We start from the raw sequence: 16,364 nt of genomic DNA, 5'->3' as shown, positions 1-16,364 counted from the left end.
GTACCGCACGGGCGACCGCGCGCGCTGGCTGGAGGGCGGCGACCTGATGATCCTGGGCCGCACCGACAGCCAGGTGAAGATCCGCGGCTACCGCGTGGAGCCGGGCGAGATCGAGGCGGCGCTGCGGCGGCACGAGGCGGTGTCCAACTGCCTGGTCGTCGTCCGCGAGGACGCGCCGGGCGACCGCCGGCTGGTGGCGTACGTGGTGGCGGAAGGGGCGGACCCCGCCGCGCTGCGCGAGCACCTGCGGCGGAGCGTGCCGGACTACATGGTCCCCGCCGCCTTCGTGATGCTGGATTCGCTGCCCCGGACGGCGACCGGCAAGGTGGATCCGAAGACCCTTCCCGCGCCGGAGTACGGGGGGGACGGGGAGCGGTACGCGGCGCCCGCGACGCCGGTGGAGGAGCTGCTGGCCGTCCTCTGGTGCGAGGTGCTGGGGGTGAAGCGGGTGGGCGCCCACGACGATTTCTTCGAGCTGGGCGGCCACTCGCTGGTGGCGATGCTGCTGGTGGCGCGGGTCCGCGACCTTTTTGGTGTGGCCCTGCCGCTGCGCGCGGTCTTCGAGGGGCCCACGGTGGCGGCGCTGGCCGGACAGGTGGAGGCGCTGCAGCGGGCGGACCTTCCGCAGGCGCCGCCGATCGTGCCCGTGGGCCGCGACCGGGCGCTGCCGCTCTCGTTCGCGCAGGAGCGGCTCTGGTTCCTGGACCGCCTGCAGCCGGAGAGCGCCTTCTACAACATCCCCCTGGGGGTGCGGCTGCGCGGCGAGCTGGACGCCGCCGCGCTGGAGCGGGCGCTGGGCGAGGTGGTGCGCAGGCACGAGGCGCTCCGCACGGTCTTCCGCGAGGAGGACGGGGCGCCGGTGCAGGTGATCCTCCCCTTCGCCGGCTTCGCCCTGGCGGTGGAAGACCTCGGGACGGGCGGCGAGGCGGAGATGAGGCGGCGCGCGGAGGAGGAGGCGGTGCGGCCGTTCGACCTGGCCGCCGGCCCGCTCTTCCGTGCCCGGCTGCTCCGGCTGGACCAGGAGGAGCACGTGCTTCTCCTCTGCCTGCACCACGCGGTCAGCGACGGATGGAGCATGGGCGTGCTCTTCCGGGAGCTGTCGGCGCTCTACGAGGCCTTCCGCGACGGGAGGGAGCCGCCGCTCCCGGAGCTGGCGGTGCAGTACGCCGACTACGCGGCGTGGGAGCGGGAGCAGCTGCGGGGCGAGGCGCTGGAGCGGCAGCTCTCCTGGTGGAGCGGCCGGCTAGCGGGGGCGCCCGCGCTGCTGGAGCTGCCCACCGACCATCCCCGCCCGGCGGTGCAGACGTACCGGGGTGCGAACGAGCGGACGGCGTATCCGGGCGAGCTGCTGGAGCGCCTGGAGGCGCTGGGGCGGCGCGAGGGGGCGACGCTCTACATGGTGCTGCTGGGCGCCTTCCAGGTGCTGCTCTCGAAGTACGCGGGGACGGGCGACGTGCTGGTGGGGAGCCCGATCGCCGGGCGCACGCGGGCCGAGGTGCAGGGGGTGATCGGCCTGTTCGTGAACACGCTGGTGCTGCGCACGGACCTGGGCGGCGACCCGGGGTTCCGCGAGGTGCTGCGGCGGGTGCGCGAGACCGCGCTGGGTGCGTACGAGCACCAGGAGCTGCCGTTCGAGAAGCTGGTGGCCGAGCTGCGGCCGGAGCGCTCGCTGAGCCACTCGCCGCTCTTCCAGGTGGCGTTCGCGCTGGAGGAAGCCGGGCTCTCGCCGGCCGGCCTGGCCGGCCTGCGCGGCGAGATCGTCCACGCGGATGCCGGGACCACCAAGTTCGACCTCAGCCTGGTGGTGGCCGCCGGGCACGGGGGGCTGCGGGCGATGCTGGCCTACGCCACCGACCTCTTCGAGCGCGCGACGATCCGGCGGATGCTGGGGCACCTGGAGCGGGTGCTGGAGCAGGTGGCCGAAGACCCCGGCCGACGCCTTTCGGAGATCGCCCTGCTGACGGACGCGGAGCGCCGCGCGGTGGTGGAGGAGTGGAGCGGCGGCGGCGGGGCGTACGATCCCCGTCCCGTGCACCGCCTGGTGGCCGAACAGGCGGCCCGGACGCCGGAGGCCCACGCGCTCTCGTGCGGCGGCCGCACGATGAGCTACCGCGAGCTGGACGCCGCGTCCAGCCGGCTGGCGCACCACCTGGCGGCGCGCGGCGCCGGCCCCGAGGCGGTGGTGGCGCTGGTGGCCGAGCGCGCCCCCGAAACGGTGGTGGCCATCCTGGCGATCCTGAAGGCCGGCGCCGCGTACCTCCCGCTGGACCCCGAGTACCCGGAAGACCGCCTGCGCTACATGCTGGCCGACTCCGGCGCGCGCCTCCTGGTCACCGCCGGCGCCCTCCCCGAGTCGCTCGGCGGGGACGGGCTCCCCCCGGTGGTGGATCTCCGCGCCGACGCCGGGGCGATCGCCGCGCGGCCGGAGACGGCGCCGCGCGTGTGCGCCGATCCCGACATCCTGGCGTACGTCATCTACACCTCCGGCTCCACCGGCCGCCCCAAGGGCGTGGCCGTCCCCCACCGCGGCATCGGCAGCGAGGCGTGGTGGAACCGGTCGCGGTGCGGGCTGCGCGCCGGCGACCGCGTGCTGCAGTTCGCGTCGTTCTCGTTCGACGCGGCGGTGCACGAGCTCTTCGGCGCCCTGCTGGCGGGCGCCACGCTGGTCCTGGCCACCCGCGAGGCGCTGGTGCCGGGCGACGCGCTGCGCGAGACGGTGCGCCGCGAGCGCATCACCTACGCCACCTTCCCCCCCTCGGTGCTGGCGGTGATGGACTCCGCCGAGCTCCCCTCGCTGCGCGTGGTGCTGAGCGCGGGTGAGCCGCTTCCGGCCGGGGTGGCCGCGCGCTGGGCGGGCGCGGTGGAGCTGCACAACGCCTACGGGCCCACCGAGGCCACGGTGGCGGCCTCGTCGGGACGGGTGGCGCCCGGCGGGGGGCGGCCCTCCATCGGCCGCCCGCTGGAGAACGCGCGCACCTGGGTGCTGGATGGGGCGGGGCGGCCGGTGCCCGCGGGAGTTCCGGGCGAGCTGTACCTGGGTGGCGCCGGGGTGGCGCGCGGCTACCTGGGACGCGCCGCGCTGACGGCGGAGAAGTTCGTTCCCGACCCGTTCGGCGGAGCGGGGGCGCGGCTCTACCGCACGGGAGACCGGGCGCGGTGGCGGGCCGCCGGCGAGCTGGAGTACCTGGGGCGGCTGGACGGCCAGCTGAAGGTGCGCGGCTTCCGCATCGAGCCGGGCGAGATCGAGGCGGTGCTGCGCCGGCACCCCGCCGTGGACGACTGCGTCGTGGTGGCGCGCGAGGATGTGGCCGGGGACCCGCGGCTGGTGGCGTACGTGGTGGGCGCGGCGGACGCGGAGCAGGTGCGGGCGCACCTGCGGCGCCACCTCCCCGGCTACATGGTGCCGGGGCCGGTGGTCGGGGTGGCCGCGCTCCCGCTGACCCGCAACGGCAAGGTGGACCGGCGCGCGCTCCCGCCGCCCCCCGGCGTGGAGCCGGGCGGCCGCCGCCGCACGGCCGAGACCGAGCTGGAGGCGCGGGTGGCGGCGGTGTGGGCCGAGGTGCTGGGCGTGAACGAGGTGGGGGTCGAGGACAACTTCTTCGACCTGGGCGGCCACTCGCTTCTCCTGGTGCGGCTGCAGGCGCGGCTCGCCGCCGCCGCCGTGGGCGAGGTGCGCGTGGTGGAGCTGTTCCAGTACCCCACGGTGCGCGCCCTGGCGGGCCGGCTGGCCGGCGGGTCCGGCGCGGCCGCGGTGGACGAGGCGGGCGAGCGGGGCGGCACCCGGCAGGCGGCGCTCGACCGCCGCCTGGAAGCGCGCCGGCGGCGGGGAGCGTAGGGCGATGCCACATCCATCCGGGGCGGGACCGATGGCGATGACGGAGCACGGCGGCGGGGCCGATGAGCCGACGGGGCTGGAGGTGGCGGTGGTGGGGATGGCGGGGCGCTTCCCCGGCGCCGACGACATCCACGCCTTCTGGCGCAACCTGCGCGACGGGGTGGAGTCCATCACCGTCTTCACCCGCGAGGAGCTGCTGGCGGCCGGGACGAGGGCGGCGGTGCTCGACGACCCCGGCTTCGTTCCCGCGGGCGCGCTGGTTCCCGGGGCCGACGAGCTGGACGCCGGGGTGTTCGGGATGAACCCGCGCGACGCCGAGATCCTGAACCCGCAGCACCGGCTGTTCCTGGAATGCGCCTGGTCGGCGCTGGAGCACGCCGGCTACGACCCGGGGCGCGTGGAGCGGCCCGTGGGGGTGTTCGCGGGGTCGGGGCTGAACGCCTACCTGGAGCGGGTGGCCGGGCGCGACGACCTGGTGCGCGCGGTGGGGGGAATGCGGATCGTGCTGGCGAACGACAAGGACCACCTGGCGTCGGGCGCTGCGTACCGGCTGAACCTGCGCGGCCCCGCCGTGGCCGTGCAGACCGCCTGCTCCACCTCGCTGGTGGCGGTCCACGTGGCCTGCCAGAGCCTGATCAACGGCGAGTGCGACCTGGCGCTGGCCGGCGGCTCGGCCGTGGTCGTTCCCCTGCGCATGGGCTACCTGTACTCGCCGGAGGGGATCGCCTCGCCCGACGGCCACTGCCGGGCCTTCGACGCCGGCGCGCGCGGCACCGTGCGCGGCAACGGCGCGGGCGTGGTGGCGCTGCGGCGGCTGGAGGACGCGCTGGCCGACGGCGACACCATCCACGCGGTGATCCGCGGCTCGGCGGTGAACAACGACGGCGCGCAGAAGGTGGGCTACACCGCGCCCAGCGTGACCGGGCAGGCGCGGGTGATCCGCGAGGCGCTGTCGGTGGCGGGGGTGGACGCGGCCACGGTGCAGTACGTGGAAACGCACGGGAGCGGCACGCCGCTGGGCGACGCCATCGAGCTGAAGGCGCTGGCGGAGGTGCTCTCGCGCGCCGGGAGCGGCCCTCCGTGGGCCATCGGCTCGGTGAAGACCAACGTGGGCCACATGGACGCGGCGGCGGGGGTCGCGGGGCTGATCAAGACCGTGCTGGCGCTGGGCCGCCGCCAGATCCCCCCGTCGCTGAACTGCGCCGACCCGCACCCCGAGATCCGGGCCCTGGGCGGGCGCGTCTTCGTGAACACCGAGCTGCGCCCCTGGGCGCGCAACGGCACGCCGCGGCGAGCGGGGGTCTCGTCGTTCGGCATCGGCGGGACCAACGCGCACGTGGTGCTGGAGGAGGCGCCCGCGCCCGAACCGCCGGCGCCGTCGCGCGATCTCCAGCTCCTGGTCCTCTCCGCCCGCACGCCCACGGCGCTGGCCGCGGCGGCCGGGAAGCTGGCGGCGCATCTGGAGGCCGAGTCTCCCCCGCTGGCCGACGCGGCGTTCACCCTGCGGGCCGGCCGCGCGCAGATGGAGCACCGGCTCGCCGTGGTCTGCCGCGACGCGGAGGAGGGCGCCCGGGCGCTGCGCAAGGCGGCCGCCCGCGGCTCGCGCGCCGTGCCGCGCAACGGGCGCCCGCTGGCATTCCTCTTCCCCGGCGTGGGGATGCAGTACGTGGACATGGGCCGCGGCCTCTACCACGCCGAGCCCGTCTTCCGCGACGCCGTGGACGAGTGCTGCGCGATCCTGCGCCCCGTGCTGGGCTCCGACCTGCGCGACCTCCTCTTCTCCCCCGCGGGCTCCGCATCCCCCCAGCCAAACGACGACCACCCATCCGCAAAGAAGGAGAAGGGCGGATGGGACCTGCGCCGGCTCCTGGGCGGGGATACGGACGCGGAGGAGGACTCGCCGCTGGACGACACCCGCATCGCGCAGCCCGCCGTGTTCGTGGTGGAGTACGCGCTGGCCCGGCTGTGGATGGGCTGGGGCGTCCGGCCGTCGGCCATGGCGGGCCACTCGCTGGGCGAGTACGTGGCGGCGTGCGTCGCGGGCGTGCTGCGGCTGGAGGACGCGCTGCGGCTGGTGGCGCTCCGGGCCGAGCTGATCGGCGCGCTCCCCGCCGGCGCCATGCTGGCCGTCCCCCTGGGCGAGGCGGCGCTGCGGGAGATCCTTCCCGCGGAGCTGGACGTGGCCGCGGTGAACACGCCGGAGAGCTGCGTGGCCGCCGGTCCCGTGGAAGAGATCGAGGCGTTCCGGGCCGCGCTGGCGGAGCGGGGAACGGTGAGCCGCCGCCTTCCCGCGCGCCACGCATTCCACTCGCGCGCCATGGCCGCCGCCGCCGGCGAGGTGGAGCGGCTGGTGGCGGGGTTCGAGCTGCGCGCGCCGGAGATCCCCTTCGTCTCCGGGGTGACGGGAACGTGGATCACGGACGACGAAGCGCGCTCCCCCGCCTACTGGTCGCGCCACCTCTGCCGCACCGTGCGCTTCGCCGACTGCGTGGGCGCGCTGCGCGGCGAGCCCGGCCTCGCCCTGCTGGAGGTGGGCCCCGGGCAGACGCTGGGCGCCTGGGCCATGCAGCACCCGGCCGGCGGGGAGCCGGAAGACCCGGTGGTGCTCGGCTCGCTCCGCCACCGCCACAACCACGTCTCGGACCAGCGCTTCCTGCTGGAAGCGCTGGCGGGGCTCTGGACGGCCGGGGTGGCGGTGGACTGGGCGGCCTTCGGCGCCGGCGAGCGGCGCAGGCGCATCCCGCTCCCCGGCTATCCGTTCGAGCGGCAGCGGTACTGGGTGGACCCGCACCCCGCGCGTGCGGCGGAAGCGGGCGCGGCAGGCACGGCAGCGATCGACGCCCGGCCGGCGGACGGCGCCGCCGGCAGCCCCGACCTGAAAGGACCGGACCCGATGGACGACCAATCGCCCGCCGTGCAGCCCGTGGAGACCGCGCCCTCCCCGCGCGAGCGCACGCTGCTGGAGGTGCTGAAGGAGATCGTGGCCGAGCTCACCGGCCGCTCCCCGGGGCAGGTGGAGACGGACGCCGACCTGTTCCGGATCGGGTTCGACTCGCTCCTCCTGCTCCAGGCCATCCAGGCCATCGAGAAGCGGGTGGGCGTGCGCGTGTCGCTGATCGAGCTGCTGGAAGAGATCTCCACCCTGGGCGCGCTGGCGGGGCACCTGGACCGGGTTCTCCCCCCGGGAGCCGCGATCCACGCCGGGCGGAACGGGAAGCTCGAACAGGTCCCGGAGATGGAGAGCGCCCGCGCCGTCGTCCCCTCCGTCGATGGGAGCGCATCGCCCGCGTCGGAGCCCGTGTCCGCGACGCCCGGCGGAGAGCCGCGGCGGACGATCGCCGTCCCGCCCCACGTCTACCCGCCGCCCGCGCCGCCGCCGGCCGCCGGAGCGGGAGACGGCACGCTGGAGCGCCTGTTCGCGCAGCAGCTCCAAGCCATGGGCCAGCTGATGGCGCAGCAGATCGCGGCGGCGACCGGCGCGGCCGGGCATCCCGCCGCCTCCGCCTCCGCCCATCCCGCGGCATCCGCGGCCACGTCCCCCGCAGCGCCCACGCTCGCCGCCGCGCCGGCTGGCGAGGCCGGCGCGCGGGAGGGCGATTCCGCCGGCGCCGCCGGGCGGGTGAAGGTGCAGGCGGTGGAGCCGGCGCCGCGCGCCCGGATCCAGCCCGAGACCTTCGTTCCCTTCCAGGCGGTGAACCCCGAGGGGCGGGGCGCCATGACGCCGCGCCAGCGCGAGTACCTGGAGGGCTTCATCGCGCGGTACGTGGAGCGGACGAAGGGGTCCAAGGCGCACCAGGTGCGCTACCACGCCCCGCTGGCCGACACCCGGGTGACCGCGCGCTTCCGCCGCGCGTGGAAGGAGATCCTGTACCCCATCGTCAGCACCCGCGCGCTGGGCTCGCGGGTGTGGGACGTGGACGGGAACGAGTACGTGGACACGGGGATGTCGTTCGGGTGCAACCTGTTCGGCCACGCCCCCGAGTTCGTGAGCCGGGCCATGCGCGACCAGATCGAGCGCGGCTACGGCGTGGGGCCGCAGTCGCCCCACGCCGGGCGCGCCGCCGAGCTGGTGTGCGAGCTGGGCGGAGTGGACCGCGCCGTCTTCTGCAACTCGGGGACGGAAGCGGTGATGGGCGCCATCCGGGCCGCCCGCACCTACAGCGGGCGCGACCGCATCGCCGTGTTCTCGGGCGCCTACCACGGCTGGGCCGACGTGGTGCTGGGCCGGCTCACCACCGGCGATCAGCGGGAGATCCGCCCCACCAGCCCCGGCGTCTCGCCGGCCCCGCTGCAGGACGTGCTGATGCTGGAGTGGGACGACCCCGCGTCGCTGGAGACGCTGGCCCGGCACCTGGACGAGCTGGCGCTGGTGATGGTGGAGCCGGTGCAGAGCCGCCGGCTGGACATCCACCCCCGCGCCTTCCTGCACGAGCTGCGCAGGATCACCCGCGAGGCCGGCACGCTGCTCCTGTTCGACGAGCTGATCACGGGCTTTCGCGTGCATCCCGGCGGCGCGCAGGCGCACTTCGGGGTGAAGGCCGACCTGGTGACCTACGGGAAGATCGTGGCGGGCGGGCTTCCCATGGGCGTGGTGGCGGGGCGGCGCGAGGTGATGGACGTGTTCGACGGCGGCGTCTTCAGCTACGGCGACGACTCGTACCCCACCGCGCAGCGCACCGTGTTCGCGGGCGCCTTCTTCAAGCACCCGCTCTCGATGGCGGTGGCCTGCGCCGTCCTGGAGGAGATCCGCCGCCGGGGCGTGCCCATGTACGATGCGCTGAACGAGCGCACCACCCGCCTGATGGCGCGGCTGAACGCCTTCTTCGAGGCGGGGCGGTACCCGGTCACCGCGGTGCAGTTCAGCTCGTCGTTCCGCTTCTTCTTCGGGGCCGCCTTCCAGCACCCCGACCTCTTCAACCATCACCTGGTTCTCAACGGGATCTACATGATCCCCGAGACCGGCACGCACTTCCTCTCCACCGCCCACACCGACGACGACCTGGAGACCTTCTTCCAGGCCGTGCGCGCCTCGGTGGAGGCCATGCGGGACGGGGGCTTCCTCCCCCCGGGCCCGGACGGCGGGGCGGGCGGAGGCGCCGGCGGCGACGGGACCGCGACCGCCTCCGCTCCGGCGGTCGTCTCCGCCGCGCCCTCCGCGAACGGCGCGGCGGGGGCGGGGGAGATCCGCCGCGTGCGCCTGACCGACGGGCAGCGGCAGCTGTGGATCGAGTCGCAGATGGGCGAGGAGGCGTCGCTCGCCTACATCGAGTCGGCGGCCATCCGCCTGCACGGCGCCCTCGACGCGGACGCGCTGCACCGCGCGCTGCAGTCGCTGGTGGACCGGCACGACGCCCTGCGCATCACCCTCACCCCCGACGGCGAGGCGCAGCTCGTTCACCCCGCGTGGGCGGTGGAACTGCCGCGCGAGGACTTCCGCGGCGTGCCGGCCGAGTCGCGCGAGGCGGCGGTGGAGGCGTGGGTGCGCCGCATGGTGCGCCGCCCGTTCGACCTGGAGCACGGGCCGGTCGCCCGCTTCGCCCTGGGACGGGTGGCGGAGGACGAGCACGTGCTGCTGTTCAGCGCCCACCACGTGGCGGTGGACGGCTGGTCGTTCGGCGTCCTGTGGAGGGAGCTGGACGCGCTGTACGCCGCGGCGCGCGGCGGGCGCCCGGCGGCGCTCCCCCCGGCCCCCGACTACGCGGCCGCCGTGGGCGCGCAGGGGGCGGCGCTGGACGACGACGCCCCGGCGCAGGCGTACTGGCGGTCGCAGTTCGCGGACGGGGTGCCCGTGCTGGAGCTGCCCACCGACCGGCCGCGGCCGCCGGTGCGCGCCTACCGGGGCGAGCGGATGGGCCGCGCGCTGGGCCCGGCGCTGGCGGGGCGGCTGGCGGCGGCCGTGCGGCCGCACGGGCTCACCCCCTTCCACGCCCTGCTGGCCGCCCAGGCCCTCTGGCTCTCGCGCCTGGCCGGGCAGGACGACGTGGTGGTGGGAACGCCGGCGGCGGGGCAGGCGGCCGGGGGCGAGGCGGCGGGGCTGGTGGGATACGCCGTGAACGTGCTTCCCATCCGGGTGCGGGTGGACGAGGCCGAGACCTTCCTGGAGCTCGCCCGCCGGGTGCGGAGCTCCACCCTGCGCGGGGTGCAGCACCAGGCCTTCTCCTTCCCCCGGCTGGTGGAGGCGGTGCTGCGCACCCGAGAATCGGGTCGCGCACCCCTGTTCTCGGTGCTGATGAACCTGGACCGCGCGGGCCCCCCCGGCGCCATGTCGCTGGGCGGCCTGCGCGCCGAGGCCGCGCAGAACTTCGGCGGCGGCGTGAAGGTGGACCTGGACGTCAACTTCGTGGAGACGGGCGACGACCTGAGCCTGGCGTGCGAGTACCGCGCCGACCTCTTCGACGGGGCGACGATCGAGCGCTGGATCGCGGGGCTGGAGCGCCTGCTGGAGCGGGTGGCGGGCGACCCGGGCGTCCGCGTGCGCGACGTGGAGACGCTCGGCGAAGGGGAGCGGCGCCTGCTGGAGGAGTGGAACCGGACCGAGGTCCCGTTCCCCCGCGACCGCTGCCTCCATCACCTCTTCGCCGCGCAGGCGGAGCGCACGCCCGGCGCCCCGGCCGTGGTCCACCCCGGCGGCGCCGTCTCCTACCGGGAGCTGGACGAGCGGGCCAACCGCCTCGCCCACCACCTGCGCCGGCTGGGCGTGGGCCCCGAGGTGCGGGTGGCGATCCTCCTGGGCCGGGGGCCGGAGATGCCGGAGGCCATCCTCGGCGTGCTGAAGGCCGGGGGCGCCTACGTGCCCATCGACCCGCAGTACCCGGCCGCGCGGCAGGCGTACATGCTGGAGGATTCGGGCGCGCGGGTGCTGCTGACCCTGGACGCGCTGGCGGAGCGCCCGGCCGGCGGGGCGCGGGTGGTGCGCCTGGACGGCGGTCGCGCGGAGATCGACCGGGAGAGCGGGGAAGCGCCGGAAAGCGGCGCGGTGCCCGAGAACCTGGCGTACGTGATCTACACCTCCGGCTCCACGGGGCGGCCCAAGGGGGTGGCGGTGGCCCACCGCGCGGTGGTGAACTTCGCCACCGACTTCGCGGAGCGGATGGGGCTGCGCGGCACCGACCGGGTGCTCCAGTTCGCCTCGCCCGCCTTCGACGTGGTGGTGGAGGAGCTGTACCCCACCTGGTTCGCCGGCGCCGCGGTGGCCGTCGCGGGGGCGGACCTTTTCACCCCGCCCGAGCTGGTGCGCGCCATCCGCGAGCTCGGCGTCACCAGCTTCGAGCTGCCCACGGCCTACTGGCACCAGTGGGCGCACGAGCTGGCCCGCTCCGGGGCGCGGGTGCCGGAGTGCGTGCGCTTCGTGATCGTGGGCGGCGAGCGCGTCTCGCCCGAGCGGCTGGCCGAATGGGCGGGGGCGGGGGCTCCGCTGGTGCACGCCTTCGGGCTCACCGAGACGGCGTGCACCTCCACCACCCTGTGGCTGGAGGCGGGGAGGGACCACTCGCTCCGCTGGCCCAACCTTCCCGTGGGCGCGCCGCTCGGCAACGTTCGCCTGCACGTGCTGGACGCCGGACTGCGGCCGGCGCCCGTCGGCGTACCGGGCGAGCTGTACGTGGCCGGCGAGGGGGTGGCGCGCGGCTACCTGGGGCGCCCCGGGCTCACGGCCGGGCGCTTCGTCCCCGATCCCTTCTCGTCCGGGCCGGGGGCGCGCGCCTACCGCACGGGCGACCGGGTGCGCTGGCTGGCCGACGGCAACCTGGAGTTCCTGGGCCGCATCGACCACCAGGTCAAGATCCGCGGCTTCCGCATCGAGACCGGCGAGGTGGAGGCGGCGCTGACCGAGCACCCCGGCGTCCGCGAGGCGTTCGTCATGGCCCGCGAGGACGCGGCCGGCGACCGCCGGCTGGCGGCGTACGTGGTTCCCTCCGCCGGAGCCGTGGATTCCACGGAGGACGAAGAGGCGCCGCTGGATGCGGACGCGCTGCGGGCGCACCTGCGGGCGCGGCTGCCGGAGCACATGGTGCCCGCCGCCTTCGTCGTGCTCGATTCGCTCCCCCTCTCCCCGAACGGAAAGGTGGACCGCGGCCGGCTCCCCGCGCCGGAGTACGCGTCGCGCGAGCGCTACGCCGCGCCGGAGACGGAGGTGGAGGCGCGCCTGGCGGAGCTCTGGGCCGCGCTGCTGGGGGTGGAGCGCGTGGGGCGCCACGACGGCTTCTTCGAGCTGGGCGGGCACTCGCTGCTGGCCATGCGCCTGGTGTCCCGCGTCCGCGAGGCGCTGGAGGTGGAGCTTCCCCTGCGGGCGGTGTTCGAGGGACCCACGGTGGCGCAGGTGGCGGAGCGGGTGGAGGCGCTGCGCTGCGCGGCCCTCCCCGCGGCGCCCGCGGTGCTTCCGGTGGCGCGCGGCGGCCCGCTTCCGCTCTCGTTCGCGCAGGAGCGGCTCTGGTTCCTGGACCGGCTGCAGCCCGGCGGCTCGTTCTTCAACGTCCCCGTCTTCCTGCGGCTGCGGGGGGAGCTCGACACGCCTGCGCTGGAGCGGGCGCTGGGCGAGACCGTCCGCCGCCACGAGGCGCTGCGGACCACGCTCCCCGAGGTGGAGGGCGCGCCGGTGCAGGTGATCGCCCCCTTCGCCGGCTTCACCCTGCCCGTGGACGACCTGTCGGGGCTGCCGGAGGCGGAGCGCGAGGCGGAGGTGCGCCGCCGCGCCGCGGACGAGGCGGGGCGCCCGTTCGACCTGCAGGCGGGGCCGCTCTTCCGCGCGCGGCTGCTGCGGCTGGCCGGCGAGGACCACGCGCTCCTGGTTTCGATGCACCACGCGGTGACCGACGAGTGGAGCCTGGAGGTGTGGTTCCGCGAGCTGGCCGCGCTGTACGGCGCCTTCCGCCGGGGCGAGCCCTCGCCGCTCCCCGGGCTGCCGGTGCACTACGCGGACTTCGCCGCCTGGCAGCGCGCCCGCCTGCAGGGCGAGGCGCTGGACTCGCTGCTGGCGTGGTGGAAGGAAAGGCTGTCGGGCGCGCCGGAGCTGATCTCCCTTCCCACCGACCGCCCGCGCCCGGCGATGATGAGCTTCCGCGGCGCGCACGTTCCCCTCCACCTCCCCCCGGCCCTGGTGGAGCGGCTGGAGGGGGTGGCCCGGCGCGAGGGCGCCACGCTGTACATGGTGCTGCAGACCGCCTTCCGGGCGCTCCTGGCCCGCTACGCCGGCACCGGCGACATCGTGGTGGGCACCACCGTGGCCGGGCGCACGCGCGGCGAGACGGAGGGGCTGGTCGGCCTGTTCATGAACACGCTGGCGCTGCGCACCGACCTCTCGGGCGACCCGCAGTTCGCCGGGGCGGTGCGCCGGGTGCGCGAAACGGTGCTGGGCGCCTTCGAGCACCAGGAGGTGCCGTTCGAGCGGCTGGTGGACGCGTTGCGGCTGGAGCGCAGCCTGGCCCACTCGCCCCTCTTCCAGGTGCTCTTCGAGCTGCGCGAGGGCGGCGGCGGGGCGCCCGGCCTTGCCGGGGTGGAGGTGGGCGCGGTGGAGATGGAGGGCGGCCCGGCGCGCACCGACCTTTCCGTGGCGCTGTGGATCACGCCGCGCGGGGTGGAGGGCGCGCTGGCGTACGCCACCGACCTGTTCGAGCCCGCCACGGCCCGGCGGATGGCGGCGCAGCTGCGGCGCGTGCTGGAGCAGGCGGCCGCCAGCCCGGAGCTCCGGCTCTCCCGCCTCAACCCGGTGGACCCCGCGGAGCGCGCGCGGCTGCTGGCGTGGAGCGGAACCACGGCGCCCTTCCCGGCGGACGCCTGCGTCCACCAGCTGTTCGAGGCGCAGGCCCGGCGCACGCCAGACGCCGCCGCCGTCACCTTCGGCGCCGAAACGCTCACCTACCGGCAGCTGGACGAGCGGGCCAACCGCCTGGCCAACCACCTGCGCGGCCTGGGCGTGGGCCCCGAGACGCGGGTGGGGATCTGCCTGGAGCGGGGGCTGGACCTCGTCCCCTGCATCCTGGGCGTGATGAAGGCGGGCGGCGCGTACGTTCCCGTGGACCCCGCGCACCCGGCCGAGCGCACCGGCTACGTGCTGGGCGACGCGGGGGTGCGCGTGGTGCTCACCCAGGAGCGGCTGCGCGGCGCCGTCCCCACGCCCGCCGGGGCCGCGCTGGTGTGCGTGGACGGCGCCGCGCGCGAGCGGATCGCCACCGAGCCGGCCGGCGCGCCGGTGACGGGCGTCACCCCGGAGAACCTGGCCTACGTCATCTACACCTCGGGCTCCACGGGCCGGCCCAAGGGCGTGGCGATGCACCACCGCGGCGTGGCGAACTACATCCACTGGGGGGTGGAGGCGTACGGCGCCGGGCGGGGAAATGGATCGCCGGTCTTCTCCTCCATGGCCGTGGACCTCACCCTCACCAACCTCCTCGCTCTCTTCGCCGGCACGCCGGTGCGCCTGCTGCCCGAGGAGAACGCCGTGGAGGCGCTGGCCGAGGCGCTGCGGGGGGGCGCGGGGTTCGGGCCGGTGAAGATCACCCCCGTGCACCTCTCCCTCCTCACCCCCCTGCTGTCGGCCGGCGACGCGCGCGGGGCCGCGCACACGCTGGTGATCGGCGCGGACTTCCTCTCCGCCGAGCCCACCCTGTTCTGGCAGGACCAGGCGCCCGGCGTGCGGCTGATGAACGAGTACGGCCCCACCGAGACCGTGGTGGGCTGCTCGGCCTACACGCTGCCGCCGGGAGCGCACCGGGCGGGCCCCGTTCCCGTGGGGCGGGCGATCCCGAACCTCGCCTTCCACGTGCTGGACGCCCACGGCGCGCCGGTGCCGGTGGGCGTGCCCGGCGAGCTGTACATCGGCGGCGTGGGCGTGGCGCGCGGCTACCTGGGCCGGCCGGGGCTGAGCGCGGAGAAGTTCGTCCCCGATCCGTTCGCAGGCGACGGCCGGCGCATGTACCGCACGGGCGACCGCGCGCGCTGGCTGGAGGGCGGCGACCTGATGATCCTGGGGCGCACCGACAGCCAGGTGAAGATCCGCGGCTACCGCGTGGAGCTGGGCGAGATCGAGGCGGTGCTGCGCCGCCACCCCGGGGTGCGCGGCGCCGTGGTCGTGGTGCGCGAGGACCGGCCCGGCGACCGGCGGCTGGTGGCCTACGTGGCCGGCGACGCCGACGCGCCCGCGCTGCGCGGGTACCTGGGGCGCAGCGTGCCGCCGTACATGGTGCCCGACGCGTTCGTCCCCCTGGAGTCGCTGCCGGCCACGGCGACGGGGAAGCTGGACCCGCGCACCCTCCCGGCCCCGCGGTACGAGGGCGCGGGCGGCGAGCCCGACGGGCCGCGCAACTACGTGGAGGCGCAGCTCATCCCCCTCTGGGAGGCGCTGCTGGGGGTGGAGGGGATCGGCGCCACGCAGAGCTTCTTCGACCTGGGCGGCAACTCGTTCCTGGCGCTGCGCCTGTTCACGCAGGTGAACCGCCGGCTGGAGTGCGACCTTCCCGTGGCCACCCTGTTCGCCGGCGCCACCGTGCGCCACATGGCCGACGCCATCCTGGAGCAGCGGCGCGAGGGCGCGCGGCCGCCGGGGTCGGTGGTGCCGCTGCAGCCCGGCGGATCGCTTCCGGCGCTGTTCCTGGTCCACGCGGCCGACCGCAACGTGATGGGCTACGTGAACCTGGTGCGCCACCTGGGCGCCGACCAGCCGGCGTTCGGGGTGCGCGACGTGGGCGAGGACCTGGGGCGCCCCATCGAGCAGATCGCCGCCGAGCACGTGGCCGCGATCCGCGAGGCGCAGCCGGAGGGGCCGTACTCGCTGGTGGGGTGGTCGTTCGGCGGGATCGTGGCCTTCGAGATGGCGCTGCAGCTGGAGCGGGCGGGCCGGGAGGTGGCGTTCGTGGGGATGCTCGACACCATCTCGCCCGCGCTGATGCGCGACTGGGCGAGCCGCGAGCGCGACACCGACGTGCTGGTGGACCTGGCGCAGGACGCCGCCGCCCTGCGGGGCCGCACCCTCCACCTGCAGCCGCGGGATCTGGAGGGGATGGAGCTGGACGAGGCGGTGCGCCACGCTGCCCGCGCCCTGCACGAGCAGGGAGCCATGCCCCCGGACGCCGCGCCCGCGGCCACGGCCGAGCGGCTGATGGCGGCGTGCCGCGAGGTGTTCGACCGCACGCGCAGCTTTTCCGCCTATCACCCGGGCCGCCTGGCCGCCCCCCTGGCGCTCTTCCGCGCCACCGAGGTGCAGCCGGCGCGCGAGGCCTTTCTCGCCACGCGCACGGACGACGAGCGCCGCGCGCTGGGGTGGGCCGCGCACGTGGACGGCCCGCTGCGCGTGTACGACGTCCCCGCCGCGCACGCGGCGCTGGGGTCCGAGCCGCACGTGCGCGTGCTCGCGCGGCACCTGCGCGACGCGCTGGAGTCGGCGCGCGGGGATCGCGCCGCAGCGCGGGAGGCGCCCGATCCGTCCTTGGCGGAGAACCCCGCCGTCGCCGGCCTGCTGGAAGTCGCCGGCTCCGGCGACAGCGACGGCGACGGCGGAGCCGCCCGCCCCTCCGCTCCGGTAGCGGCATAGACCGGC

The 16,364-nt window shown here is 76.1% G+C and carries 2 protein-coding genes; both read left to right on the top strand.

The features are described from left to right. Window positions 1-3,835, top strand: a 3,835-nt coding sequence (locus tag VLK66_RS12055; protein ID WP_325309670.1) for an amino acid adenylation domain-containing protein, incomplete at its 5' end; no start/stop codon positions are given. Window positions 3,836-3,872: 37 nt separating this feature from the next. Continuing rightward, window positions 3,873-16,358, top strand: coding sequence for a non-ribosomal peptide synthetase/type I polyketide synthase (locus VLK66_RS12050; RefSeq protein ID WP_325309669.1), 12,486 nt, complete (start codon window positions 3,873-3,875; stop codon window positions 16,356-16,358). The last annotated feature ends 6 nt before the right edge of the window (window positions 16,359-16,364 follow it).

Origin of the sequence: Longimicrobium sp., from assembly GCF_035474595.1 — a bacterium.
In the GTDB taxonomy this organism is placed as follows: domain Bacteria; phylum Gemmatimonadota; class Gemmatimonadetes; order Longimicrobiales; family Longimicrobiaceae; genus Longimicrobium.
This window is presented reverse-complemented; position numbering and strand designations above follow the sequence as displayed.